Below are 24,271 nucleotides of genomic sequence, written 5' to 3' on the forward strand. Positions count from 1 at the left end.
GAGCGTCGATCTACCACCGTGGTTAGCCCCGCGCAGCGGAAGTGACGAAAGCGGCGAGCTCCCTATTGAAGCGCCTAGACTCCTCGTAGAATGGGCTGTGGCCGCTAATGTCGAAGATCGACAGCCTGACATCGTGCCGCTGGGCTTGGATGCGCTCCGACATGGCAAGGCGCACGAGGCGATCGTGGATCCCGTGGGTGACCAGCAAGGGCTTGCGATAGCGCGCGAACACGGGTTCCATGTCCGGCGTGGCCGTGCGCGTGAACCCTTCATTGACCGCGCGCGCCGTCATGCCGTTCACGACAAGCATCTGCTGTAGGTCGGCCCCGGCCGGGGGCTGATGGAAACAGGCCAAAAGGAAGGACGCCGTCTCCGCCGTACGTTCGCCAAGATCATGCGAGCTCGTCGAGGCGGCATAGCGCCCCGCCAATGGTGTAAGCAGATCGGGCGAGAGCTTGGTCACCGCATCGACCAGATTGATACCGGCAACCTTCGCGTCGCCATATTTGCCAAGGTAGGCGCCGGTCACAAAGCCACCCAGCGACCAGCCAACGAGGACTGGCCGTCGGAGCTTCGCTGCCTCCATCACCACAGCGATGTCGTCGGCCCATCGGGTCATGTCCGCATAGCTCGCCGGGTCGGAAGGCTTGTCTGAGTCGCCGTGACCACGAAGGTCAAAGCGCACCTTCCGAAAGCCCGCTAGCCCCGGATCGTCATACTGCCGGCTCCAGCTCAGTCGGCTCTGCCGAAGCCCGTGGACGAAGAGGATCTCGGGCGCTCCGTCGTCTCCGACGCTCTCGCCATGAAGAACCGTGCCATCGCTCGATCGGGCCTCGAACGTCTTGAGCGGCGCCGGCACCGAACGCGCGGCGTCCGCAAACGAAGGCCCAGCTGCTGCGGCGATCACGCCAACTGCGCCAAGTCCGAGAATGCCGCGTCGGCTTGGGAGCTCGATTTCGCTCATTGAGGCTTGCCCTTGTTTAGTGATCGCTAAAGGATAGCTCGTTGCATCTCTGCGTCAAGCAGTGTTTAGTGATCGCTATGGACAAGCCCCGCCCGCGCCGTTCTTCCGGACCCCGCACCTTTGACCGCGAACAGGCGGTGGACACGGCGATGCGGCTGTTTCGGCGGCACGGTTATGAAGGGGTCTCGGTCGCAGACCTGACGGACGCTATCGGGATCGCGCCGCCAAGCCTCTACGCGGCCTTTGGCAGCAAGGCAGGCCTCTATCGAGAGGCGCTAGATCGCTTCACTGCCCTCCCTGGCGCGCTGGACGGTATGGCCAACGCCGAGACGTTGGAGCAGGCGGTATTGGGTCTGCTCGGGGCAGCAATCGACGCCGTTGTTGAGGAAGAGCGCGGATGTATGATCTCGACGGGTCTCGTTGAAGGCGGCGCGACTCACGAGGAGCTAAGCCGCGAGTTGCGTGAACGCCGTCTTGCCCTGCGCGGGAAGATCGCAGTGGGGTTGAGCCATTGGCTTGATCGTCCGGCCGCCGATCGCCTCTCCGCCTATCTGTTGGCCGTCCAGCAAGGCATGGCTATCCAGGCGCGCGATGGAGCCACGCGCGACGACCTAATGGCGATAAGGACCGAAGTGCTGAAAGGGATCGCGGCGAAAGGTGGGGATGGAAGCGCGAGCTACGCTAAACCGTGAACCAGCGGCGCCTGCCATGCCTGCACGGTCCTGTTTTGGCCACCTATGGCAGGACCAGTAGCATCGGTCTTCTGAAGCATACCTTAAGGGCCACGGCGAGATGACCCAGTTTTGGCCACGCAGGCCGTCTCTCGCATTCCCCAAAATCGTCCATTCGTTCACGATTACTCCTGCTAATGATTGAAGCGGTGCTCGTGACGATGTCGTCTGCCCATTTACAGAGGCCTGATGACCATCGCCACGCTACTTCAGATCGCATCGACCGTTTTCGGCCTCTGCTCCGCCGCTCTGTGGGGCTATGCGGGCTATGCGGGACTATCTTACGATCGGTTCAAACGCAGGGAGAGGCTACGAGCAAAGCGTGAAGGCAGGCAGCCTAATTTCGCAGCTGCCGTGTTGAACGGAAAAGTCATGGGTAGCGGCAGCCCAGAGCTTCTGAACGCCGTTGCAGCGTTGTTCGCCGCGCTCGCGATCTTGTCGGGAGCCGCTCTGACCTGGGCGCAACCGCCATCCTCCTGTCCAGGAGAGCACGGAGCAACGGCGACCGGCTGACGCAGTGTCCGTCAGCTGATGCGACAGCGGCGAAGACCCAGTTCCGGACATTCGCGGGCTCTTTCCGCCTTCCCAACTTCGGCCGTTGGTTCATGTCGCAGGAGCGGGGGGTGAGACGGCTTGGTTCGGGACAAATCTGCCGTTCGCAGCGGCCTCGCCGAACGGCGGGTTGAGCCGAGATCTGCCATTCACGAGTGCTGCGAAAAGGACGGTATTTTTGGACAACGCGGTTCCTCAAATGACGTTCCGCTTGGCTTTTCCAAAATCTTGCACCTTACGCCACCATAAGCTCGGTGGTATGCGCGGGTGCCCGGCATGCCGGGAGAGAACATCGCTCCGGTTCCCCGCGAGGGGATTAAAACGGGAATGTGGGACGGAGGGCGACCTTCAGTCCACGGCTGTCCCTGCAACTGTAGGCGGCGAGCGAGGATGCTGGGCAGGCGCCGATACGCGATCTGCCGGCCACTGGGCGCGAGCCTGGGAAGGTGCATCCGAAGCGACGACCCGCGAGCCAGGAGACCTGCCGGAGCGGTTCGCTGATGCCTTGCGTCCAGGGGATGGCAGAGGCGCGGACGACTGTCCGAACGGCGATGGATTGCGCAGGCGCGCGCGTCGGATTCCTACGCGTACCGCATTGGCGGTGTGCGCCTGCACCCGAGCGTGAGGACAGGATGTGGTACGGAATTACGAGTCGTCGGAACGCTTTGACGGGAGAAGATCGGGCGATGCGCACCGGCTTGCCGACATGGTCAGCGTGACCGCCTCGACGCCGGAATGGGCACGGTTGAACTTCACGTCGATCAGGCGTCATCATCTCGGCCTTGCCCTGCGATGGGACGAGGCGCGTCGTCAGATCTCGGCGGCACTTCGCGGGGTGGTGAAACGTGAATGGATCGATGGTGCGGATCATCTGCTGGTCGAAACAACGCACCCGGATCTGTCGCTGCGGTCGATCATTTTGCGGTGCGCGGCCGCGCTGGTCGGACCAGCCCGCCGACCACTGACACCACGCTTGCTCATGGCCGCCCTGCCGATCACGAACAAGGAGCGGCTCCGCTGGACGAAGGATGGCCGATTGCCGCGCTCGGGATCGGTCACGATCCGCGCTGCGCATCCTGTATCTGTCGGCACCTACGGCGTCGAGGCTGTCGCCAGACTGGTCGCCGATCCTTCGATCATCGCCGCATGGCGGCACGCTGATGCCAGCGCCGAACGTCAGGCAACAGGATAGGGCACCGGGGCGGCGGTGTTCTCGTCGATGGTGAGCGCCCGCCCGATCGGCGGAAACGCACGCTGTGGGCAGGTAGGGCGCTCGCACACCTTGCACCCGGCGCCGATCGGCGTCGCGAAGGATGGATCGGCGAGATCGAGGCCGCGCGAATAGACGAGCTGGCCCGCATGACGCAGATCGCAGCCGAGCCCGATCGCGAACACCTTCTCCGACTCACCGAACCCGGCGGACCCGCTCGCCACAGTTCGCGCGATCCATAGATAGCTGCGTCCGTCGGGCATCTGCGCGACCTGGCGCAGCACGCGTCCCGGCTGCGCAAACGCCTCATAGACGTTCCACAGCGGGCAGGTGCCGCCGACGCGCGAGAAGTGGAAGTCGGTCGCCGACTGCCGCTTCGAGATATTGCCTGCCCGGTCGACGCGGACGAAGAAGAAGGGCACGCCGCGCGCACCCGCCCGCTGGAGTGTCGACAGGCGGTGGCAGACCGTCTCGAACCCGACCCCGAAGCGCCGCCCAAGACGCTCGATGTCGTACCGCTCGGCTTCGGCTGCGGCGAGGAAGTCGGCATAGGGGAGGACCAGTGCGCCCGCGAAATAGTTGGCGAGGCCGATCCGCCCCAGGCGGCGCGCCTCCGCATCGGCGAGGACCGTATCGTCCGCGAGGTCGTCGATCACGTCGCCCAATTCGAGAAAGGCGAGCTGGGTCGCCATCTGGAATACGCGCTGACCGGGTGTCAGCGAGGCGGACAGCGTGAGCGCTTGAGCCGCGGGATCGAAGCGGCGTGGCGAGGTGGTGACGTCGGTCAGCACCGCGATCCCATGGCGCGCTTTCAGCCATGCGGTCAGGCCGTCGTGGATCGTGCGCGGGGAGAGGCCCGCTTCGCGATAGAGGCGTTCGGCCGCTTCATCCAGCACCTCGACATGGTTGTGGCGGGCGTAGAAGAAGTCGCGGACCTGCTCGAAGGGTTGGCGGGCGCGGTCCCCGATGCTCCATTCGTCACCCAGCTCGGCCGCCATCGCATCGCCGCGCTCGACCGCATCGCGATACCGCCGATGCAGCGCGACCAGCGTTCGGCCGACCGCGGGCATGTTCGTCGCCAGCTCGCGCAGTTCGGCAACGGACACCGCCTCCTCGACGTCGGCGATCGCGTCGCGGATGTCGGTCATCAGGCGGGCCTCCTCGTCCTCCGAGAAGATTTGCACGTCGACGCCGAACGCCGCGTTGAGCTTCAGGAGGATCGGTACGGTCAGCGGACGCTGGTTTTGTTCGAGCTGGTTGAGGTAGCTGGGCGAGATGCCGAGCGCATGGGCAAGCTCGACCTGCTTCAGCTTGCGCTCCTCGCGCAAGCGCCGAAGCCGAACCCCCATGAATGCCTTGCGCGCCACCATAACTTCGCAACCTTTGCAGATTTGCTGGTCGACCTTCGCAGGATTTCACGCTTTCAGCTCTGTAAAAGCGTGCCCGTTTGCGGATTATGCGAATATGCTTGCTACCGCCCAACCGCAAGGTGCCGACCTTCTAGAACGTATCCTCGGGGCAGCGACGGCACGCGCACGGGGCGTACTGGGTGGAAGCGTTTCGCTCCATCGCTGCCACGACGTCGAACTGCGTGCCGAGCTGGATGATATCGTGTTCGAGGCATCGTGCGTCAGCCGCAGCGACGATGGTCTCGTCGTCGCCGTCTTCGCCAGCGGGCGCGATGCGGCGGGATGCGACTGCATGGTTGCCGCCGGCCGCTTCACCTTCTCGACCTTCACCCGACCGAGCGCGTCGATCGCCACGCGGCTCGCCCAATGGAACCCGGGAACCCGATGAACACTGCTTATCAGAAACCGCTCGGCGGCACCACGCTCACCTATTTCGATGCGCGTGCCGCGATCGAGGCGGTCCGCCCCGGCGCCTATGACACGCTTCCCTATGTGTCGCGCGTGCTGGCCGAGCAACTGGTTCGCCGCTGCGATCCGGCGTTGTTGAACGACGCGCTGATCCAGATCGCAGATCGCCGGCGCGATCTCGATTTTCCCTGGTATCCCGCCCGCGTCGTCTGCCATGACATCCTCGGGCAGACCGCGCTGGTCGACCTCGCGGGCCTGCGCGACGCCATCGCGGATCAGGGCGGCGACCCCGCCAAGGTCAATCCGGTCGTGCCGACCCAGCTCATCGTCGACCACAGCCTGGCGGTCGAGCATGGTGGTTTCGACGCGCAAGCCTTCGCCAAGAACCGCGCGATCGAGGACCGGCGTAACGAAGACCGCTTCGACTTCATCGAGTGGACGAAGCGTGCGTTCGACAATGTCGATGTGGTGCCGGCGGGCAACGGCATCATGCACCAGATCAATCTGGAGAAGATGTCGCCGGTGATCCAGGTGCAGGGCGGCGTGGCCTTCCCGGATACCTGCGTCGGCACGGACAGCCACACGCCGCATGTCGACGCGCTGGGCGTGATCGCGGTGGGTGTCGGTGGCCTCGAGGCGGAGACGGTCATGCTCGGCCGCCCGTCGATGATGCGGCTGCCCGATATCGTCGGCGTGGAGCTGACGGGGCGGCGGCCGGAGGGCATCACCGCGACCGACATCGTCCTCGCGCTGACCGAGTTCCTGCGCAAGGAGCGCGTCGTCGGGGCCTGGCTGGAGTTCTTCGGTCCCGGTGCCGACAGCCTGTCGATCGGCGACCGCGCGACCATCTCCAACATGTGCCCGGAATATGGGGCCACGGCAGCGATGTTCTACATCGATCGCCAGACGCTCGACTATCTGCTGCTCACTAATCGCACGCCCAAACAGGTCGCGCTGGTCGAGACCTACGCCAAGGCGACGGGCCTGTGGGGCGATGCGCTGGCGACCGCGCACTATGAGCGGGTGCTGACCTTCGACCTGGGCAGCGTCGAGCGCAACCTTGCCGGCCCCTCGAACCCGCACCGGCGCCTGCCGACCGCCGCGCTGCACGACCGCGGTGTGGCGAAGGATCTCGAAGGCGCCATCGCGCAGGAACGCGAAGGACTGATGCCGGACGGCGCGGTCATCATCGCGGCGATCACGAGCTGCACCAACACTTCGAACCCGCGCAACGTCGTCGCAGCCGGGCTGGTGGCGCAAAAGGCCAATGCGCTCGGCCTGACGCGCAAGCCGTGGGTCAAGACCAGCTTCGCACCCGGCTCGCGAGTGCCCGCGCTTTATCTGGAAGAGGCCGATCTACTGCGCGAGCTGGAGCAGCTTGGCTTCGGCATCGTCGGCTTCGCCTGCACGACATGCAATGGCATGTCGGGCGCGCTCGATCCGGTCATCCAGCGCGAGATCGTCGAGCGCGACCTTTACACGACCGCCGTCCTGTCGGGGAACCGCAACTTCGACGGGCGCATCCACCCCTATGCCAAACAAGCGTTCCTCGCCTCACCGCCACTGGTCGTCGCCTATGCCATCGCCGGCACGATCCGGCTCGATATCGAGAAGGATGTGCTGGGGATCGCGCCCGATGGCCGCGAGGTCCGGCTTGCCGATCTGTGGCCGAGCGATGCCGAGATCGATGCGATCGTGCGCGACCATGTGAAGCCCGAGCAGTTCCGCGACGTCTACGAGCCGATGTTCGCGCGCTCGGGCGACGGCAGCGCGCCCGTCAGCCCGCTCTACGACTGGCGTCCGCAATCGACCTACATCCGCCGGCCGCCCTATTGGGACACCGCCGGCCTGGGCGCACTCGCTGCCAGTCCGCGCACCCTCAAGGGGATGCGCCCACTGGCGATCCTGCCCGACAATATCACCACCGACCATCTGTCGCCGTCGAACGCGATCCTGCCGACCAGCGCGGCGGGCGAGTATCTGACCGCGATGGGGGTGCCCGAGGAGGACTATAACTCCTACGCGACCCACCGCGGCGATCACCTGACGGCGATGCGCGCGACCTTCGCCAACCCGCAGCTAGTCAACGAGATGGCGGTGGTCGATGGCGCAGTGAAGAAGGGCAGCCTCGCCCGGATCGAGCCGGACGGCACCGTCGTTCGTATGTGGGAGGCGATCGAAACCTATCTCGGTCGCCGGCAACCGCTCATCATCATCGCCGGAGCCGATTACGGGCAGGGATCGTCGCGCGACTGGGCGGCAAAGGGGGTCCGGCTTGCAGGCGTCGAGGCGATCGTCGCCGAGGGGTTCGAGCGCATCCATCGCACCAACCTCATCGGCATGGGCGTGCTGCCGCTGGAGTTCACGCACGGCACCACCCGCCTGGGGCTGAAGCTCGACGGGACCGAGACGTTCGACGTGTCTGGTGTCCCGGATGCTGGCGCACAATTGCTGCTGGTGATCCAGCGGCGTGATGGATCAACCGAAGAGGTGCCGGTGCTGTGCCGTCTCGACACCGCCGAAGAGGTGTCGATCTACGAGGCGGGCGGCGTGCTGCAACGCTTCGCGCAGGACTTCCTCGCGTCGAGTGCGGCAGCATGACGCCGCAGGTTCGCATCCCGGCCACCTATATGCGTGGCGGCACCAGCAAGGGCGTGTTCTTCCGTCTCGAAGACCTGCCCGAACGCGCGCAGACGCCGGGCGAGGCGCGCGACCGGCTGTTCGCCCGCGTCATCGGCAGCCCCGACCCCTATGCCGCACACATCGACGGCATGGGTGGTGCGACGTCCAGCACGTCCAAATGCGTGATCGTCTCCCCGGCAACGCGGGCGGACCATGACGTCGATTACCTATATGGGCAGATCGCGATCGACAGCGGTGCGCTCGACTGGTCGAGCAACTGCGGGAACCTGTCGACCGCGGTCGGGGCCTTCGCTATTGCGGCCGGCTATGTTGATGCCGCCTGTGCGGTCGACGGCGTCTGCACGATCCGCATCTGGCAGGCCAATATCGGCAAGACGATCATCGCCCATGTGCCGGTCGCCGATGGGCAAGTCGTCGAGACGGGTGATTTAGAGCTGGATGGCGTCGCCTTCCCGGCCGCCGAGATCGTACTGGAGTTCGTGGACCCCGCCGATACGTCCGACGCGCTGTTTCCGACCGGTCATCCGGTCGACACGCTGAAGGTCGACGACGCCGTCGTGTCGGGCGGTATGATCCTCGCGACCCTCATCAATGCCGGCGTACCGACCGTCTTCGTCGAGGCGGAGGATCTGGGATATACCGGTGCCGAGCTTCGCGACGCCATCAACGGTGACGTCGATGCGCTCGCCCGCTTCGAGGCGCTGCGCACTGCGGGCGCGGAGGCGATGGGCATCGTTAAGACGACGCGCGCCCCGGCCATCGCCTTCGTCGCCTCGCCCATCGATCACCGTACATCGAGCGGCCGGGAGGTGGTGGCCTGCGAGATCGACCTGCTCGTCCGGGCGCTCTCGATGGGCAAGCTGCACCACGCGATGATGGGCACCGCCTCCGTCGCCATTGCCGCTGCAGCGGCGGTGCCGGGCACGCTGGTCAACAAGGCCGCCGGCGGGGGCGAGCGGACATCCATCCGCTTCGGCCATCCCTCCGGTGCGCTCAGCGTCGGTGCCGAGGCGCATCAGGCGAACGGCCAATGGATCATCACCAAGGCGGTCATGAGCCGCAGCGCGCGGGTGCTGATGGACGGTCATGTCCACGTCCCCGCCGACAGTTTCTGAGAGGAAAGCCAGACCGATGAACGACGTCCCCACCTTCAAGCCGAAGAAATCGGTCGCGCTCTCGGGCGTGACCGCCGGCAACACCGCGCTGTGCACCGTCGGGCGCACCGGCAACGACCTTCATTATCGCGGCTATGACATTCTCGACTTCGCCGAGACGAGCGAGTTCGAGGAAATCGCCCATCTGCTGGTCCACGCCACCCTGCCGACCGCGGCACAGCTCGCGTCGTACAAGAAGAAGCTACGGACGCTGCGTGGCCTGCCGCGCTCGGTAAAGGACGCGCTGGAGGCGATCCCGGCCGCGGCACACCCGATGGACGTCATGCGCTCGGGCGTGTCGGCGCTCGGGTGCGTCCTGCCGGAAACCCACGATCACAACGTCGCCGATGCGCGAGATATCGCCGACCGGCTGATGGCCTCGCTCGGATCGATCCTGCTCTACTGGTATCATTTCGCGCATCATGGTCGCCGGATCGAGGTGGAGACCGACGACGACAGCATCGGCGGGCATTTCCTCCACCTCCTGCATGGTGAGGCGCCGTCCGAGAGCTCCGTGCGCGCGATGCACACCTCGCTCATTCTCTATGCCGAGCACGAGTTCAACGCCTCGACCTTCACCGCCCGCGTGATCGCCGGCACCGGCTCGGACATGTATTCAGCGGTCGCCGGCGCGATCGGCGCCCTGCGCGGTCCCAAGCATGGTGGCGCGAACGAGGTCGCCTACGAAATCCAGAAGCGGTACGCGACCCCCGACGAGGCGGAAGCCGACATCCGTCGCCGCGTCGAGGCCAAGGAGGTCGTGATCGGCTTCGGCCACCCTGTCTATACCGTGGCCGATCCCCGCAACGTCGTCATCAAGCGCGTCGCCAAGGCGCTCGCCGACGAGGCGGGTGCCCAGCGCCAGTTCGCCGTCGCCGCCCGCATCGAGGAGGTGATGTGGGACGCGAAGGCCATGTTCCCGAACCTCGACTGGTTCTCGGCCGTTTCCTACAACCTGATGGGCGTGCCGACCGCGATGTTCACGCCGCTGTTCGTCATCGCGCGCACCACCGGTTGGGCGGCGCATGTCATCGAGCAGCGCCAGGACAACAAGATCATTCGCCCGTCCGCCAATTACACCGGCCCCGAAGACCTCGCCTGGGTGCCGCTCGCCGCTCGCGGCGACCATCTCGCTGCCTGAAGGAGTATCCCGCTTTGCCGTATCTCGTTGCCGCCGAACTTCCCACCGAATCCGCGGGCAAGCGCTTCCGCGCCGCGCTGTTGCGCCCGGGCATCTACCGTCTCCCGGGCGCCCACAATGGCCAGTCCGCGATCCAGGCCCGCGATGCCGGGTTTGAGGGGCTTTACCTGTCGGGGGCGGCAATGACCGCGTCGATGGGCCTCCCTGATCTCGGCATCATCACCATCGATGAAGTCGCATTCTTCATCCGCCAGATTGCGCGCTCGGCCGCGCTGCCGCTGCTGGTCGATGGCGACACCGGCTATGGTGAGGCGCTGAACGTCATGCACATGGTGCGGACGTTCGAGGATGCCGGAGCCGGTGCGGTCCATCTCGAAGACCAGATCCTGCCCAAGAAATGCGGGCACCTGAACGGCAAGAGCCTGGTTCCGACCGTCGACATGGCGGCCAAGGTCGCGGCTGCCAGAAAGGCGGCGCGCGATCTCGTGATCGTCGCCCGCACCGATGCGGTCGGGGTCGATGGCTTCGACGCCGCGGTCGAGCGCGCCCGGGCCTATGTCGAGGCAGGTGCGGACGCGATCTTCCCGGAAGGGCTGACCAGTCGCGAGATGTTCGAGGCTTTCGCCGTCGCGATGCCGGGCGTGCCGTTGCTCGCCAACATGACCGAGTTCGGCAAGACCCCGTTCTTCACGGCGCAGGAATTCGAAGCGATGGGCTACAAGATGGTGATCTGGCCAGTGTCGTCCTTACGCGTCGCCAACAAGGCGCAGGCCGAGCTGTACGCCGCGATCCAGCGCGATGGCGGCACGCATAACATGGTCGAGCGGATGCAGACGCGGGCCGAACTGTACGACGTGATCGGGCTGCACGATTACGAGGCGCTGGACGCCTCGATCGTGAAGACGATCGTTCCCGAAGCCATGCCGCAGGCGTGATAGATTGGGGATCGCGACGAGCCTCGTTTCAGTGCAGGTGTCTCGAGCATTCAGCGTCATCGCATGAAGAATTCGACTGGTACAACCAACTCGATCCTGTCACCCGTGAGTTCTGCTGGCGGTTTCGGCAATGGTTGAGCACGCTTGGGAAGGCTGACGGCCTCGTTGTCCAGCGAGCGGATACCGGAGGAGCTTTCGAGGCGGGAGGACACTATCCTCCCGTCGCGGTCCATGACGAAGCGGATGTAGGGCATGCCCTGCTGCCGCCGGAACGAGGCATCGCGCGGGTAGCGCTTCACCCTGTTGAGCGCTCCCAAGACCAGCCCCTCCCAGGTTGGCTTGCTAATCGAGACCTGTGGCGCGGGCGGGGCGGGCTTGATTTCCGGCGCGGTCGTCTCCTTCACCGGCGGTCCGGGATCGGGCACCGGCTCCGCCACAACCACCTGCGGCGGCTTGATGCCGGGCACATGCACTAGCGGGGGCTCGATCCTCGCAACATCTGGAACGGGCGTCTGCCTCTCCTTATGATCTTTCTCCGGGCCGGGCGGCACTTCGCGTACCGGCTCGGGCGGTGCTGCGGGAGGTGCCACGTCGAAGACGCTCAGCGTCGAGGGTGGCGTGACCGCCTGATATTGGGTCCAGGTGAACAGGGTGACGCCCGCGATCAGCAGGACGATGCAGGACACCACGCCGATGCCAAAAAGGCGGGTTCCAGCGCTCACGGGCCCATCGCAATAGCGCGTCGATGGCCGCCGGTCCGTCAGCATGTTTTGTTCCGCCCGGGGTGAAAGCGTCGGCGTTGCCTGTTGGTCATCGGTACCGGATTTGCTCGTAGCGGCTACGTTCACCCTTTTATCCCCTGGTGGAGCAAGAGCAGCAGGATGACCATGGGCACTGCGAGCGCGATCAGCCAGCCCCATGCGCGCGCCGCGCGGCGGACGCGAAAGGCCGTCATGGCGATGATCGCGAAGATGGCGAAGCTCGGCAGCGTGGCGGCGGTGACGGCTTCGGCCCTGTCCAGTCCGATGCCCGCGAGCAGCAGGGACACGAGAGCTGTCACCAGCGAGGTCAAGGCATAGGCGCCCACCGTGCCTGCCAGAACCCTCGATACAATCGACCCGATACGAGCCGCTTCGGCCGCCGCGTTCATCTCCGTCCCTTTCGCAAGATGCGCTCTCGGTTCGTGTTCAGGGTGACGACCAGGAAGGCGGCCATAGTCAGCCATCCGAACCAGGTCACAGCACCATAGGCCCAGCCAAGGGCGGCTCCGGCCACCGCGAAGGCGGATGTCAACGCCCCGAACCCGATGATGCGCAGAGCGAAGCTCGATGCCGGACAAGGCCGGCTGCGCAGCCAATCCTGCCGGTGACGCGCCATCGACAACAGGATGAGGACAAAACCCGACAGCACGAGCAGGAAGATGGAGAGGTGGATCACGACGTAGCCGCCAAAGGTGCGCGCGCTTTACGCCGGGGAGCGGCCTTGGGCACGTGGTGGACGACTCGCCATGCCGTGAAGGTACATATTGCGGTCATCGCCAGCATCACGAGGTCGAATCCGGCAAATACCCAGTCGCGTGTGATCAGGCTGGGGATCAAGCCACGCGCCGTCGTGGCGGCGTTTGCGAGCGGCACTAGCGCATAGAGTGCACCACATGCGGCCAGCGCCTCGACCCAGGCACGCTTGGCGGGTCTCGCCAGCGTCCAGACGAACAGGCCTCCCCAGGCGACGAAGAGGCTGTTGATCTCCCAATCGCCGCGATGCGCCATGCTCGGCGGCAACAACCGGTTGGCCAGAAAATACGCCGCTATCCCTGCGGGCGCGCCGACAATCGCGCCGATGTTGAGCCGTTCGACGAGCCGGAAACCTAGATGCGGTCGCGCCGGATCGGGCAGCTTCAACCGTCGCTTCACCGTCCAGAGCACCAAGCCCGTAGCGATCATCATCGTGGCGGCAAGGCCGGACAGGAAGTAGAGCCACCGTAGCACCGGTCCGGAATAGCGTCCGGCGTGCAGGCCGATCATCACACCCTTCGTCGCGGACGCAGCAGCCGTTTGCCGGGCTTCGTACAGCAGTCGACCAGACACACCACTGAAGGAAATGGCGCCGTGTCCCCGAAAGATCGTGTCGTCCCGTGGCCACGTCACTACGGTGGCACTCGCGTCCCCGGGGTTGTCGATTGTGATCGAGCTTGGGCGGGCATCGCCATAGATGCGCGCTGCGCGATCAATAAGGATTGGCAGCGGCAGCAGTGCGGCATGCTTGCCCGTCGCCTCCTGCCGGGGACCGGTCTCATGCAAAGCCTCGTAAAAGGCGTCCACACTCGGGTAATTGGCGCTGATCGCCCAAGGCATCAGCGTGAAAAGCAGTGTGACCAGTCCGGTATAGGTGATCATGAGATGGAAAGGCAGGGCGAGGACGGCAGTGACATTATGGGCGTCAAGCCAGCTTCGCTGCGCCTTTCCAAAGCGTAGCAAGAAAAAATCTCCGAAGATCTTTTTGTGGATGATTACGCCCGAGAGGATGCCGACCAGCATCGCGAGTGCGGCAATGCTCACGATTAGCCGGGACCACGCCACGGGGATGTAATGAAGATCGAAATGAAAACGGTACAGGAAATTGCCGCCCCGCGTCTCCCGAACCGTCACCTCATGCCCGGTGACCATGTCCAGCACTACTTCGCCGTGGCGGGCGGATGCATCCTCTCGCGGTATCCACGACACTGAAAAGAGTTCGGGGCGCATTCCGCCCGGTAGGGAAATCATCCACCGCTCGGCATCTGGCGCCTTTTCATTCAGGAAGGCCCAGGCCCGGTCGAGCGCCTTCCGCGTCACCGGAGCGTCGCGGACTTCCGGCGTCATCCATGCGCTGATTTCAGACTGGAAGAACGCCGTCGTTCCGAACAGGAAGATTGCATAGAGCAGCCAGCCCGGCAGCAGGCCGGACCGGGTGTGCAACGCGGCCATTGTTTGACGAAAACTGCGGTCCATCGGGATTGACCTGTGCACCTGCATTAATATTTGGCGCGGATAATCAGCATAACGTTGCGAGGGTCGCCATACCAGTTGTTTGCGCTGCTGTTGCCGACCGTCTTATAGTAGGTCTTGTCGAAGATATTGTTTAGGTTGGCCGTTGCCGACAATCGATCACTGAGACGATACTCCACAGAGGTATTCCAGACCGAATAGCCTTTTTGCGTAAATTCGAACGGTACGGCGCCGATCACCGTCCAGGGATCGGTGGCCCTGTCGTAACGGTCGACGCTGCCGCGTACATATTGCGCGGTTTGCGCAACCACGCCGGCGCCGACCTTCAATCCTTCGAGAGGGCCCTGGAAATCATAGGTCGTCCATATCTTCAACAGGTGCCGTGGCGTGATCGTGCTGTACTTGGCGTTTTCACGAAGATTGCTGTTGTTGTTGAAGGTGTATCCTGCCGCCAACTGAAGACCCGGCACGACTTCACCGTTCACTTCGGCTTCGAATCCCTCGCTCCTGACCCGGCCCTGTCGCAGCCAGCAGCAGTTGAGGCCGAGATTGCCCACGTCGCTGTCGGGATAGTTCGGATCGCGGACCGCCTCTCCGTTCCGCTCGATGCGATAGACCGCTAGTGACGTAGTGAGGCGGCCTTGCGCCAGTTCGCCTTTGATGCCAGCTTCGTAATTGCGGCCGGTGATGGCATCCAGCGGCTCGCCGGGCAGCGGTCCAGCCAGATTGTTGGCCTGCGACTTGTAGATTTCCGCAACGCTGACATAGGCCGTCCATCGACGGTCGAGGTCGTAAAGGACACCGCCGTACGGCGTGAAGATCCCCGACTGCCTGTACGCTGACATGCTACTGCTGGTGACATTGCCTGCCCTGTCGTAGCGGACATAGGGTGACTGATATTCATAGGAGGAATAGCGGGCGCCCGCGATCGCCGTGAGCCCGGCGACCGGACTAACGGCCAACCTCCCATACAGGCCCTTCTGGATCGCGCCGTAATCCGGAAAGCTGCGTGTCCGCCAGACCAGGGAGGGCAAGGGTACCCGGTTAGGGTCGAAGCCGCGGACATTCAGCCCCGGTGAAGAAAGATCGACCTGGGAGAAATAGGTATCCTGCACATCGCGGATCTTGGTCCAGTCGCCGCCGAACAGCAGCTTCTGCTGGCGCCCGAACATCTGGAAGGATCCGGAGACATTCGCATCGAACGCCCATTTTCTTGAGGCGAAGTCGTTGGAGAATCCGCTGAGCTCGGAGCCGAGCCCCGTCGCCGGATCGACCGCGCCCTCCCCGTTAGTCAGGCGGCTGTCGCTGCTTAGCCTGATATGGTTCGCGTGCACCTTGAGACGCCAGTCACCGCCCAATTGCTGCTCGAGCTGGGCGAACACCTCGCGCGTATCCCTGTCGAAATGGTTCCAACTGGCCAGTAGCGCGGTACTGCGCGGCAGATGGAGGTCGGAACCGTCGGGTGCGCGGGGAAGCCCGTTCCGCCACGGGGTTCCCGCCGCATCCTCGTAGCTGCCGCCAAAGGTGAGCAGGGTGGAGGGCGTAAGGTCGGCCTCCAATATGGCGTATACAAGCGTGCTTCGCGTGTCAGCGGCGTCGTAGAAGAAGTCGCGCGCAATGTGTGAAACGACCATGCGGCCGCGAACTTTACCGTCAAGCGCCAGCGGTCCCGCCACGTCCAATTCGGCCTGACGCCGATTCCAACTACCGAGGACGCCCGTGGCAAGCAATTGTAGATGGTCCAGTGGGCGCTTGCGCACGAGGTTGATAGTACCGCCGGGCTCACCGTTGGCGCTGTACAGTCCATCTGCGCCGCGAACGACCTGGACGCTGTCGTACATGGCCATATTGGGATCGAACGTCTGCTGACTGAACATGTCGACGGAGGCGCCGTCGATCTGCATGTTGGTCATCTGGAAGCCGCGGGCATAGAAGCTATTGGCCGTGCCCCCCAGTCCGCCGGCTCCCGCATAGTCAGTGGTAACGCCGGCCGTCTGCGCCATCACGTCGCCGACCGACATCAATCCCTGATCCTCGATGCGCTGGCGCGTGATGACAGTGATGGATTGCGGCGTCTCTCGGATATCCTGGCCCTTGCCAAGCGATACCCGCGAGGCGGCATAAGACCGGGTTCCCTCGGTAATGTCCCGGTTGTCGGATGCGCTCGCCGCGGATGGGTTATTCCCGCCGGCATCGCCTTCGACCCGCACCGGTCCAAGCTGGATCGCACCGCCGGCCGCCTGGGGTGCACGTTCCAGGGTCGCGGTATTGGTGCCGGTGAAACGGAAGGACAGGCCCGTGCCGGTAAGCAGGCGGGAAAGCGCCTCCGCCGCACTGAGCGATCCGCGGACTGGCGAGGTCGTGACTTTGTCGCCAATCTCGCTCGGATACCCGACCTGGACGCCAGACTGGCGCATATATTCGCGTAGTCCGCTTGCCAGCGATTGAGCCGGGATATCGTAGGTCCGCGTTCCCCGGCTCGAAGCCGATTGCGCCTGCGCGGGCGTGGCGGCGGCGAAGGCAATAAGCGGTGCCAGCATTGCGCCGGACACCATCAGCGGGAAACGTGCCGCGGCGCTCATGGGCCGTCGGGCGGAATTGCGGATCATCATATCTTCCCATGCTCGGACACGGGATGACCGCGCCCCAATATGAGAGTGCGCTGCAATAGCAAGCGCCACCCCCTTTGTTTGACGGTGGCGCGAAGGCGATTCCTAACACCCAGCAAAAATAATTTTAGTCTACCGGTCGAAGCACAGCGATGCCGCCGATCCTGGATACGGACAGGCCACTCATCCCGGCGATGGCGTCTATCGCTTCATCGGGCCGGTCGACGCGAAAGGCGCCGCTGACACGCCGCGAGTGCGCGAGTGCGCCGAGAATGAACACCGGTCCGGCGCGATAGCGGCCGATCCGCGAAATGGCGGCTCGAGCGTCAGTACGGTCGAACAGGATCTCGCCCTGCCGCCATGCCGCGATCGTATCCGGCGCAGCATGGCCTATCCGGATTGGGGGGGCACCCTGGGCATAGCGTGCCCGCTCAGAAGTGCGCAGCAGCAGCCCCCGCCCGTCCGAAGGGGAGCGTATCTCGACGGCCCCTTGAGACACCGCAACTGAAACGGCGCCATCTTCGCGACGGACCTCGAAGGCGGTGCCGACATCCTGTGTCTCGCCGCCGAGCGCAGCGACGCGGAAGGGCCGCTGGTCGCCGTGTGCGACATCGAACCAGGCGTCGCCGCGCAGCAGCTCGATCCGGCGCTCCTTTCCATCATAGGAGATGGTGATTGCCGTGCCGGCATCGAGCATCGCCCGACTTCCATCCGCGAGCGTGATACTCTCCACAAGCGTCCCGGTGCGATGGTCGGCGCGCAGCAGCACGGAAAGCTCGTCGCCCCAGACTAGGCCGGCGACGACCGCGAGGGCCGCGCCGGTGACGGCAATCCGGCGGATGGGTTGCCCGAAGAACGATGGCAGATGGGGGCGGGGGCGATGGTCCGCCGACGGCAAGGCCCTGCCATCCGGCCCTCCGCCCGCCGCCCGCCAGACCGCCCGCGCTTCCCCAAAGGCACGATCATGGAGCGGTTCGCCGACGCGCCACGCCCTGAACTTCTCGAGTTCGTCAGGACTCATATCGCCCGAAGCCATCCGTGCGATCCAGCGCCGCGCCTCTTCGGCCGCGCGTTCCTCTCGATCGCGAATGCTTTCAGTCATTTCGCACCCCGACAGCCGGCCCCGGACGGTCCGCTATAAGGTTTGACGTTTGGGTAAAGGCTGTTCCTAACAGGGTGGGCGAAAATAAAGTCACTCCGCCCTTCTTACGTTCGACAGTATATGGAGCGCCCGGCGGATGTGGCGTTCCACGACCGTTGTTGAGATGCCGTAGCGTGCGGCGATTTCGCGTTGCGTCGTGCCGTGGACGCGGTTCAGACGGAAAATGCCGCGGGTCGGTTCGGGAAGCGCCTCCACGGCCGCGTCGATACGTTCGACCATGTCGCGGCCCAAGACGATCCGGTCCTGCCCTGGACGATCGTCCTCGATCCACAAGAGATGCTCGATCTCTCCCTGCGTATCCGCCATCCGGCGCGACGTGGCACGAAGCTCGTCGGTCGCGGCGTTGATCGCCATGCGACGCAGGTAGGCATGCGGATTGCCTATCGGCGGATCGTCCCGCACGACCTGTACGTTGAACCACAACCTCTGGGTGACGTCCTCCGCTGCCGACCGGTCGCGCAGGATACGTTCCACTACGCGGAGCCACGTCGAACGCTCGCTCAACAGGAGGCACGAGAGAGTAACAGCGTTGGTCGACATCGGACGATTGTAGCTCGTAATGAGAACGTCTCGCAACACCGTACGTTTGAGCCTTAAAACCGGAAGGGTGGTTCTCGAAAACAACGTGTTTCTAATCCCTACTCGACTGCCTCTGAGAGGTGATCGAACAGCGCCTTGGCGGGCGGTGTAAGGTCGCTTTCATCGCGTACACACAACGACAGGCGGCGGGTCGCCCATTCATCGCGCAACCGGATGATCGCTATCTGGGTCGATCGCTGGCACCGTTTTGCAGCGGACTCAGGAATGATGCCGACGCCCGCACCAGCGCCGGCCATCCGGCAGATGCCCTGGAAGCTGCGAAGACGAACACGCATCTTCATTTTCGTACCGACGCGGGATGCGTGGCCCTCGATATGATCCTGCAAGGCCCCGCCGGCCATGCCGATAAAGGGATCGCCGAGAAGGTCAGCGAACCGCACCTGACCGTTTCCCGCCAGTGGATGCTTTCTGGTTGCGACGACAACGAGGCGGTCAATCGCAAAGGGCCGCGTCGTCAGATTATCCATCGCGACCGCGCTCGACAGCACGCCGATCTCGGCAAAGCCCGCGCTGACGTTCCTGGCGACTTCGCCGCTCTCACGCTCCTTCAGGTCGACGTCGATCTGAGGGTGTGCAGCCATCCAGAGGCCAAGCCGCCCGGGCAGAAACTCGGTGATGGCGGCGGTGTTCGCGAAGATGCGCACCGAAGCGCGCAACCCCTTCGCGTACTGACCGATATCGCCCCGCATCTGCGCCATGTGGTGCAGGATCGTGCGGGCGTGGTGTGCCAGCATCTCCCCGGCTTCGGTCGGCGCGATGCCACGACGCCCCCTGTTCAGCAAGGTCACTTCCCCGGTGGCTTCCATATCGCGAAGACGTTCGCTGGCTGCCGGTAGTGACAGGCCCACGTCGGCCGCGCCGTGGGTGATGCTGCCGGCATCGACCACCGCCAGGAACAGCCGAAGGTCTGTGAGGTCAAACCGCATCGGAGCAATCTAGTGCATCCCGTGCCTTCGGCACAACCGAAGCCAGCGCTCGGACCTTCCGCATTGTGGGCGCGGGTGTGACGGTTAGGCCTGCGGCATGCTCGATTATTCGCTCCCCCTCATTGCAGCGATCGTCGCCACCTTCTTTGCGGCGGGCGTTGTGAAGGGCGTAACGGGCATGGGCCTGCCCACGGTGGCGATGGGCGTGCTGGGATCGCTGCTATCACCCCTCGCTGCCGCTGCGCTCCTGCTGGTGCCGTCGTTCGTAACCAACGTCTGGCAGCTTCTGGCCGGGCCTCGGTTCGGGATGCTGATCCGCCGCCTGTGGCCGATGATGCTTACGATCGTGCTTGGCACCGTGTTCGGATCGATGCTGCTGACCGGCGGGCGCACCGAACTCACGACGATTGGTCTCGGTGTCGCCCTCGTCATCTACGCAGCATACACGCTGCTCGCCAAACCGCTCCATGTCTCGCCGCGATGGGAACCGTGGCTGTCGCCGGTGATCGGCTTCGTCACCGGACTGGTGACGGGCGCGACGGGCGTATTCGTTATTCCCGCCGTCCCATATATTCAGTCGCTCGATCTGGAACGCGACGATCTGGTGCAGGCACTGGGCCTGTCCTTCACCGTATCAACGATCGCGCTCGCGATCGGCTTGTTCTGGCATGGCGCAGCTCCGGTCGGAAATGTCCTGACCTCGACGCTGGCCGTCATTCCCGCGCTGCTCGGCATGGCGGCCGGGCAGGTGATCCGCACGCGGATCAGCCCCCAACTGTTCCGACGACTCTTCCTAGTCTTCCTACTGCTACTCGGAATACAAATGGCTATACACAGCGCGCTTTCAGAATAAGCAGAGATGCGTGAGAGAGGTGGCATGTTGGATTTGCAGGTTGGAATTTTATCTGAGTGACTATAGCGCCAAAGCATTGAAGGTTCGTCCAATCTGCAAAGTTATGGCATCATCAAAGATGAATATTCATAGCCTCATCTTGTATAAGTAAGGAATCGGACCGCATGACAACGGGTGCGAGAAATTTATATATTCCCGGATTGTCAATTTTCCAGGTCAATCGGCGTCAGCGTGTGAAAAACGCTGGAGTGAAAGACCAGCGGCATGATCCCCTCCGCGGTTGCGGCCCGGTGGAGCCGGAACAGGATGATGTCGTGATCGCCCGCCGCGATCTCCTGCTCGACCGAACAATCCAGCCAGGCGCCGGCATCGGTCAGGAACACCGCGCCGTCCGGGGTCGTGTCGTATCCAAGCCCTTGGAAGCGGTCGCCGCCCTTCTGTGCCAATTGACGCGCGGTCGCGGCGTGGCTCGCTCCTAGGAACGAGATGCCGATGCGCCCGAAACTGCGCAATTGCCGCCAGGTCGCCGAGCCATGCTTGATGCAGACCGAGACGAGAGGCGGCGTGATCGAGATGGCGACGAACGCGCTCGCCGTCATGCCGACAGGCGCGTCCCGATCCATCGCACAGAGCGCGGTGACGCCGGTCGGGAACCGGCTGAACACGCGGCGCAGGTCTGTCTCTTCGTCGATAGGGGTCAACAGGTTCATCGGTTTCGGTCCTGGAGCGCCGGACGCATCGGCATCGGCAATGGGATCATGTCCGCGCAGGGACGATCGGAATGACGGTTTAGGCACGCCTCGCGTAGCGCCGGGCTAATGCCGCGCAGACCATCAACTGCATCTGGTGGAACAGCATCAGCGGCAGGACGATCAGCCCGACCGCGCTGGCGGGGAAGATGATGTTGGCCATCGGCAGGCCGCTCGCCATGCTCTTCTTCGATCCGCAGAACACGATGGCGATCTCGTCTTCGGTCGTGAAGCGCAGGAAGCGGCTTGCCGCCGTGGTTGTGACCAGCACGATCGCCAGCATGACGAGGTCGAGGACGATGACGAGCCCGAGGCTCTGCGGCGTGACCCTGCTCCAGATACCGGCCACGACGCCTGCGCTGAATGCGGAATAGACGACCAGCAGGATCGAGCCACGATCGACGAGCATCGTCAGCGTCTTCTGCCGGTTCAGCCATTCGCCGATCAGCGGTCGTGCGAACTGACCGACCACGAACGGCAACAGGATCTGGAGCGCGATATCGCCTACCGCATCGAGCGACATGCCGCCCGTCCCGGCGCTGAGGACCATCGTCGCCAGCAGCGGCGTGATGACGACACCCGCCAGGTTCGACAGGGATGCGCAGCACAGGGCGGCGGGTACGTTGCCGCGCGCGATCGACGTGAAGGCGATCGACGACTGCACCGTCGAGGGTAAGAGCGCGACGAACATCAGCCCGGTGACGAGGCCGCTGTCGAGATGCCCGTCAGCGAGTCTCGCAATCCCGAAGCCCAGCAGCGGAAACACCACGAACGTCGTTGCGAACACCAGCGATTGCAGCCGCCAATGCAGGATACCCGTCCAGATCGCCTGCCGGGAAATCCGCGCGCCGTAGATGAAGAAGAGGAGCGCGATGGCGGCGTGCACCACGATGTCGAGCACGTCTTTGCCCGCGCCCCGGGCGGGCAGGATCGCGGCGATCACCACCATTGCCACAATCGCAAGGATGTAGGCGTCGATCCGCAGCCGGCTCAGCATGGCCTTCATAGACGATAATCCGGTCTTGCGGTTCGCCGTGACGCGCAGGCGCATGCGAACCGCTTGTGCATCGACTTCCCCGGCACCGTGTCCGCCTCGTCATGGATGGGCGGGATCAACGGCACCGGGGAAACCTTCAGGTCAGGCACGTCATCGTCCGCGGCGGAAAGGCCAGACGATGGCGGCGGTCGTTCAGGCCGCCAGTTCCTTGCGAATGATCTCGGCACCGGCACCCAGCGCCTTCAGCTTGCTCCGGGCGATATCGCGCGACAGCGGCGCCATCCCGCAGTTGGTGGCGGGCAGGAGCTTGTCGGCATCGACGAAGCGCAGCGCGTTGCGCAGCGTGTCGGCGACCTGTTCCGGTGTTTCGATCGTGTCGGTCGCGACGTCGATCGCACCGACCATCACCTTCTTTCCGCGGATCAGTTCGATCAGGTCCATGGGCACGCGCGAGTTCTGGCATTCGAGCGAGATGATATCGATCTTCGACTTCTGGAGGTTGGGGAAGGTTTCCTCATACTGGCGCCATTCGGAGCCGAGCGTCTTTTTCCAGTCGGTATTGGCCTTGATGCCATAGCCGTAGCAGATGTGGACGGCGGTTTCGGCCTTCAGCCCCTCGGCCGCGCGCTCCAGCGTGGCGATGCCCCAGTCGTTCGCCTCGTCGAAGAACACGTTGAAGGCGGGTTCGTCGAACTGGATGATGTCGACCCCGGCGGCCTCCAGCTCGCGCGCTTCCTCGTTGAGGATGCGGGCGAACTCCCACGCCAGCTTCTCGCGGCTCCGGTAATGCGCGTCGTACAGGGTATCGATCATCGTCATCGGCCCCGGGAGCGTCCACTTGATCGGCTGATCGGTTTGGGCGCGCAGGAAACGGGCGTCGTCAACGAACACCGACGTAGGCCGCGAGACGGCGCCGACGACCGTCGGCACGCTGGCATCATAGCGGTTGCGGATGCGCACCGTCTCACGCTTCTCGAAATCGACGCCGTCCAGATGTTCGATGAACGTCGTGACGAAGTGCTGGCGGGTCTGCTCGCCGTCACCAAGGATATCGATCCCCGCCTGCCGCTGATCGTCGACCGCGAGGCGCAGCGCGTCCTGCTTGCCCGCGACCAGCTCCTCGCCCTCCAGCTTCCACGGCGACCAAAGGGTTTCGGGCTGGGCCAGCCAGGAAGGCTTGGGCAGGCTGCCCGCGGTCGTCGTCGGCAACAATGTCGTCATGATGCAAATACCTGTTGTGTGAGTGGGAATCAGAGGCCGCAGGTCGCGGACCAGCGCTGGAGCGCGGCCCGATGCGGCTTGATGAAATGCTCTTCGGCGAATTTGCCCTGCTCGACGGCGAGGCGGCTGCGCTCCTCGCGATCGTAAACGATACGGGTCAGCGAATAGTCCTGATACCGCAGGCTCGGCTGATAATGCTCTGCCGCGACCGAGTTCGCGTTATAGATTTCCGGGCGATAGATCTTCTGGAACGTCTCCATCGTCGCGATGGTGCTGGCCAGTTCGAGGTTCGTATAGTCGCTGACCAGATCGCCGGTGTGGTAGAAGGCGAACGGCGCGACGCTGTGCGGCGGCATGAAATAGCGCACCTTCATGCCCATCTTCGCGAAATACTGATCGGTGGGCGAGAATTTGTCGTTGCGATACTCGACGCCGAGGATCGGATGCACGTTGGCCGTCCGGTGATACACCTCCTTGCTCGACACGCTGAGGCAGATGACCGGGGGCTTGCGGAAGTTGTCGCGGTAAGCGCTCGATGCGAGGAAATGCTTGAACAGGTTGCCGTGCAGATCGCCGAAGTCCTCCGGCGCGCCGCCACCCCCGGCCTTCAGGTGATCGGGCAGAACGACACTGAAGTCGTAATCGCGGACATAGGATGAAAAGTTGTTGCCGATCATGCCGTCGCTGCGCTCGCCGCTGATCCGGTCGGTGACGGTGGTGTGGAGGATCTCGATCAGCGGAAACGCTTCGTCGTCCGCGCCGTCGCCGAGCGTGAGCGCGGCCGAGACGATCTTCAGCTCCAGCGTGTAGCGATCACCCTTGGGATTGTCCCAGTGCATCAGCGCGTTGAAGCGATGGTCGATCATCACCAGCGTGTTACGCAAATTCTCCTGCCGGCTGTCCCCGCGCGCAAGATTGGCGAAATTGGTGGTGATCCGCGTGTTATCGGCCGGACGATAATCCTCGTCGAAGGGCAAGCTGCTGATCGAGAATGTGAAGCCGCTATTCGTCATGACTCAA

23 protein-coding genes and 1 riboswitch are annotated in these 24,271 nt (G+C 64.1%); of the genes, 9 read left to right on the forward strand and 14 right to left on the reverse strand.

The annotated features are described in order from the left end of the window. Positions 1 to 22 precede the first annotated feature (22 nt). Positions 23 to 964, reverse strand: coding sequence for an alpha/beta fold hydrolase (locus PGN16_RS06535; RefSeq protein ID WP_335308599.1), 942 nt, complete (start codon positions 962 to 964; stop codon positions 23 to 25). A 77-nt stretch (positions 965 to 1,041) separates the two neighbouring features. Between PGN16_RS06535 and PGN16_RS06540 the strand changes: the two genes are divergently transcribed. From PGN16_RS06540 to PGN16_RS06550, 3 genes are all read left to right on the forward strand, one after another. After that, on the forward strand, positions 1,042 to 1,656 hold the full coding sequence (locus tag PGN16_RS06540; protein ID WP_335308600.1) for a TetR/AcrR family transcriptional regulator: 615 nt from the start codon (positions 1,042 to 1,044) through the stop codon (positions 1,654 to 1,656). A 228-nt stretch (positions 1,657 to 1,884) separates the two neighbouring features. Then, the gene (locus tag PGN16_RS06545; RefSeq protein ID WP_335308601.1) at positions 1,885 to 2,208 is read left to right on the forward strand and encodes a hypothetical protein; all 324 of its coding nucleotides are present in this window, start codon (positions 1,885 to 1,887) and stop codon (positions 2,206 to 2,208) included. A 320-nt stretch (positions 2,209 to 2,528) separates the two neighbouring features. Next, a riboswitch (cobalamin riboswitch) is annotated at positions 2,529 to 2,750 on the forward strand. Between the two features lie 203 nt (positions 2,751 to 2,953). Then, positions 2,954 to 3,439, forward strand: a complete 486-nt coding sequence (locus PGN16_RS06550; RefSeq protein ID WP_335308602.1) for a hypothetical protein — start codon at positions 2,954 to 2,956, stop codon at positions 3,437 to 3,439. Here PGN16_RS06550 and PGN16_RS06555 read toward each other — a convergent pair. Beyond that, positions 3,424 to 4,806: a short-chain fatty acyl-CoA regulator family protein gene (locus PGN16_RS06555; protein ID WP_335308603.1), complete on the reverse strand. Its 1,383-nt coding sequence runs from the start codon at positions 4,804 to 4,806 to the stop codon at positions 3,424 to 3,426. The genes PGN16_RS06550 and PGN16_RS06555 overlap by 16 nt on opposite strands. On the opposite strand from PGN16_RS06555, the gene PGN16_RS06560 reads away from it, so the two are divergent. Genes PGN16_RS06560 through prpB form a run of 5 tightly spaced genes read left to right on the forward strand, consistent with a single transcriptional unit; the run spans position 4,805 to position 11,147 of the window. After that, positions 4,805 to 5,254 carry a hypothetical protein gene (locus tag PGN16_RS06560; RefSeq protein ID WP_335308604.1) on the forward strand — a complete coding sequence of 150 codons (450 nt, stop codon included), beginning with the start codon at positions 4,805 to 4,807 and terminating at the stop codon, positions 5,252 to 5,254. The two genes, PGN16_RS06555 and PGN16_RS06560, sit on opposite strands and share 2 nt — an antisense overlap. Then, positions 5,251 to 7,875, forward strand: coding sequence for a Fe/S-dependent 2-methylisocitrate dehydratase AcnD (gene acnD, locus PGN16_RS06565; RefSeq protein ID WP_335308605.1), 2,625 nt, complete (start codon positions 5,251 to 5,253; stop codon positions 7,873 to 7,875). The genes PGN16_RS06560 and acnD overlap by 4 nt, the downstream gene beginning before the upstream one ends. After that, complete coding sequence (gene prpF, locus PGN16_RS06570; RefSeq protein ID WP_335308606.1) at positions 7,872 to 9,032, forward strand: 2-methylaconitate cis-trans isomerase PrpF; 1,161 nt, start codon at positions 7,872 to 7,874, stop codon at positions 9,030 to 9,032. The genes acnD and prpF overlap by 4 nt, the downstream gene beginning before the upstream one ends. A gap of 16 nt (positions 9,033 to 9,048) precedes the next feature. Beyond that, entirely contained in the window at positions 9,049 to 10,212 is a 1,164-nt protein-coding gene (gene prpC, locus PGN16_RS06575) for a bifunctional 2-methylcitrate synthase/citrate synthase (protein WP_335308607.1), read from the forward strand. 14 nt (positions 10,213 to 10,226) lie between these two features. After that, positions 10,227 to 11,147 (forward strand): methylisocitrate lyase, encoded by a 921-nt coding sequence (gene prpB / locus PGN16_RS06580; protein WP_335308608.1) that lies wholly within the window; start codon positions 10,227 to 10,229, stop codon positions 11,145 to 11,147. Positions 11,148 to 11,203: 56 nt separating this feature from the next. Here prpB and PGN16_RS06585 read toward each other — a convergent pair whose 3' ends face one another. From PGN16_RS06585 to PGN16_RS06620, 8 genes are all read right to left on the reverse strand, one after another. Beyond that, positions 11,204 to 11,869 (reverse strand): energy transducer TonB family protein, encoded by a 666-nt coding sequence (locus PGN16_RS06585; protein ID WP_335308609.1) that lies wholly within the window; start codon positions 11,867 to 11,869, stop codon positions 11,204 to 11,206. Between the two features lie 122 nt (positions 11,870 to 11,991). Further along, complete coding sequence (locus tag PGN16_RS06590) at positions 11,992 to 12,297, reverse strand: hypothetical protein (RefSeq protein ID WP_335308610.1); 306 nt, start codon at positions 12,295 to 12,297, stop codon at positions 11,992 to 11,994. Further along, positions 12,294 to 12,584, reverse strand: a complete 291-nt coding sequence (locus tag PGN16_RS06595; protein WP_335308611.1) for a DUF3325 domain-containing protein — start codon at positions 12,582 to 12,584, stop codon at positions 12,294 to 12,296. Before PGN16_RS06595 ends, PGN16_RS06590 begins: the two co-directional genes overlap by 4 nt. Then, positions 12,581 to 14,137, reverse strand: a complete 1,557-nt coding sequence (locus tag PGN16_RS06600) for a PepSY-associated TM helix domain-containing protein (RefSeq protein WP_335308612.1) — start codon at positions 14,135 to 14,137, stop codon at positions 12,581 to 12,583. Before PGN16_RS06600 ends, PGN16_RS06595 begins: the two co-directional genes overlap by 4 nt. A gap of 23 nt (positions 14,138 to 14,160) precedes the next feature. Then, complete coding sequence (locus tag PGN16_RS06605; protein WP_335308613.1) at positions 14,161 to 16,743, reverse strand: TonB-dependent siderophore receptor; 2,583 nt, start codon at positions 16,741 to 16,743, stop codon at positions 14,161 to 14,163. A gap of 127 nt (positions 16,744 to 16,870) precedes the next feature. After that, positions 16,871 to 17,845 (reverse strand): FecR family protein, encoded by a 975-nt coding sequence (locus PGN16_RS06610; protein WP_335308614.1) that lies wholly within the window; start codon positions 17,843 to 17,845, stop codon positions 16,871 to 16,873. A 90-nt stretch (positions 17,846 to 17,935) separates the two neighbouring features. Then, positions 17,936 to 18,409: a sigma-70 family RNA polymerase sigma factor gene (locus PGN16_RS06615; RefSeq protein WP_335308615.1), complete on the reverse strand. Its 474-nt coding sequence runs from the start codon at positions 18,407 to 18,409 to the stop codon at positions 17,936 to 17,938. Between the two features lie 134 nt (positions 18,410 to 18,543). After that, complete coding sequence (locus PGN16_RS06620; RefSeq protein ID WP_335308616.1) at positions 18,544 to 19,431, reverse strand: LysR family transcriptional regulator; 888 nt, start codon at positions 19,429 to 19,431, stop codon at positions 18,544 to 18,546. Between the two features lie 97 nt (positions 19,432 to 19,528). On the opposite strand from PGN16_RS06620, the gene PGN16_RS06625 reads away from it, so the two are divergent. Beyond that, positions 19,529 to 20,284 carry a sulfite exporter TauE/SafE family protein gene (locus PGN16_RS06625; RefSeq protein ID WP_335308617.1) on the forward strand — a complete coding sequence of 252 codons (756 nt, stop codon included), beginning with the start codon at positions 19,529 to 19,531 and terminating at the stop codon, positions 20,282 to 20,284. Between the two features lie 203 nt (positions 20,285 to 20,487). On the opposite strand, the gene PGN16_RS06630 is transcribed toward PGN16_RS06625, so the two are convergent. The 4 genes from PGN16_RS06630 to PGN16_RS06645 all read right to left on the reverse strand — a co-directional run bounded on the left by PGN16_RS06630 (position 20,488) and on the right by PGN16_RS06645 (position 24,264). Next, positions 20,488 to 20,994: a flavin reductase family protein gene (locus tag PGN16_RS06630; protein WP_335308618.1), complete on the reverse strand. Its 507-nt coding sequence runs from the start codon at positions 20,992 to 20,994 to the stop codon at positions 20,488 to 20,490. A 79-nt stretch (positions 20,995 to 21,073) separates the two neighbouring features. Continuing rightward, positions 21,074 to 22,039 (reverse strand): bile acid:sodium symporter family protein, encoded by a 966-nt coding sequence (locus PGN16_RS06635; RefSeq protein ID WP_335308619.1) that lies wholly within the window; start codon positions 22,037 to 22,039, stop codon positions 21,074 to 21,076. Between the two features lie 183 nt (positions 22,040 to 22,222). Beyond that, positions 22,223 to 23,251, reverse strand: coding sequence for a methionine synthase (locus PGN16_RS06640; RefSeq protein ID WP_335308620.1), 1,029 nt, complete (start codon positions 23,249 to 23,251; stop codon positions 22,223 to 22,225). A gap of 29 nt (positions 23,252 to 23,280) precedes the next feature. Continuing rightward, on the reverse strand, positions 23,281 to 24,264 hold the full coding sequence (locus PGN16_RS06645; RefSeq protein ID WP_335308621.1) for a DUF1852 domain-containing protein: 984 nt from the start codon (positions 24,262 to 24,264) through the stop codon (positions 23,281 to 23,283). Positions 24,265 to 24,271 lie beyond the last annotated feature (7 nt).

The organism is Sphingomonas phyllosphaerae (assembly GCF_036946485.1).
GTDB lineage: Bacteria > Pseudomonadota > Alphaproteobacteria > Sphingomonadales > Sphingomonadaceae > Sphingomonas > Sphingomonas phyllosphaerae_E.

Bases quoted from the DNA above. Each gene is read 5' to 3' on its own strand.
- PGN16_RS06535 (WP_335308599.1), bottom strand. From the start codon at position 964: ATGAGCGAAATCGAGCTCCCAAGCCGACGCGGCATTCTCGGACTTGGC.
- PGN16_RS06540 (WP_335308600.1), top strand. From the start codon at position 1,042: ATGGACAAGCCCCGCCCGCGCCGTTCTTCCGGACCCCGCACCTTTGAC.
- PGN16_RS06545 (WP_335308601.1), top strand. From the start codon at position 1,885: ATGACCATCGCCACGCTACTTCAGATCGCATCGACCGTTTTCGGCCTC.
- PGN16_RS06550 (WP_335308602.1), top strand. From the start codon at position 2,954: ATGGTCAGCGTGACCGCCTCGACGCCGGAATGGGCACGGTTGAACTTC.
- PGN16_RS06560 (WP_335308604.1), top strand. From the start codon at position 4,805: ATGAATGCCTTGCGCGCCACCATAACTTCGCAACCTTTGCAGATTTGC.
- PGN16_RS06555 (WP_335308603.1), bottom strand. From the start codon at position 4,806: ATGGGGGTTCGGCTTCGGCGCTTGCGCGAGGAGCGCAAGCTGAAGCAG.
- acnD (WP_335308605.1), top strand. From the start codon at position 5,251: ATGAACACTGCTTATCAGAAACCGCTCGGCGGCACCACGCTCACCTAT.
- prpF (WP_335308606.1), top strand. From the start codon at position 7,872: ATGACGCCGCAGGTTCGCATCCCGGCCACCTATATGCGTGGCGGCACC.
- prpC (WP_335308607.1), top strand. From the start codon at position 9,049: ATGAACGACGTCCCCACCTTCAAGCCGAAGAAATCGGTCGCGCTCTCG.
- PGN16_RS06590 (WP_335308610.1), bottom strand. From the start codon at position 12,297: ATGAACGCGGCGGCCGAAGCGGCTCGTATCGGGTCGATTGTATCGAGG.
- PGN16_RS06600 (WP_335308612.1), bottom strand. From the start codon at position 14,137: ATGGACCGCAGTTTTCGTCAAACAATGGCCGCGTTGCACACCCGGTCC.
- PGN16_RS06605 (WP_335308613.1), bottom strand. From the start codon at position 16,743: ATGATCCGCAATTCCGCCCGACGGCCCATGAGCGCCGCGGCACGTTTC.
- PGN16_RS06610 (WP_335308614.1), bottom strand. From the start codon at position 17,845: ATGACTGAAAGCATTCGCGATCGAGAGGAACGCGCGGCCGAAGAGGCG.
- PGN16_RS06620 (WP_335308616.1), bottom strand. From the start codon at position 19,431: ATGCGGTTTGACCTCACAGACCTTCGGCTGTTCCTGGCGGTGGTCGAT.
- PGN16_RS06625 (WP_335308617.1), top strand. From the start codon at position 19,529: ATGCTCGATTATTCGCTCCCCCTCATTGCAGCGATCGTCGCCACCTTC.
- PGN16_RS06630 (WP_335308618.1), bottom strand. From the start codon at position 20,994: ATGAACCTGTTGACCCCTATCGACGAAGAGACAGACCTGCGCCGCGTG.
- PGN16_RS06635 (WP_335308619.1), bottom strand. From the start codon at position 22,039: ATGAAGGCCATGCTGAGCCGGCTGCGGATCGACGCCTACATCCTTGCG.
- PGN16_RS06640 (WP_335308620.1), bottom strand. From the start codon at position 23,251: ATGACGACATTGTTGCCGACGACGACCGCGGGCAGCCTGCCCAAGCCT.
- PGN16_RS06645 (WP_335308621.1), bottom strand. From the start codon at position 24,264: ATGACGAATAGCGGCTTCACATTCTCGATCAGCAGCTTGCCCTTCGAC.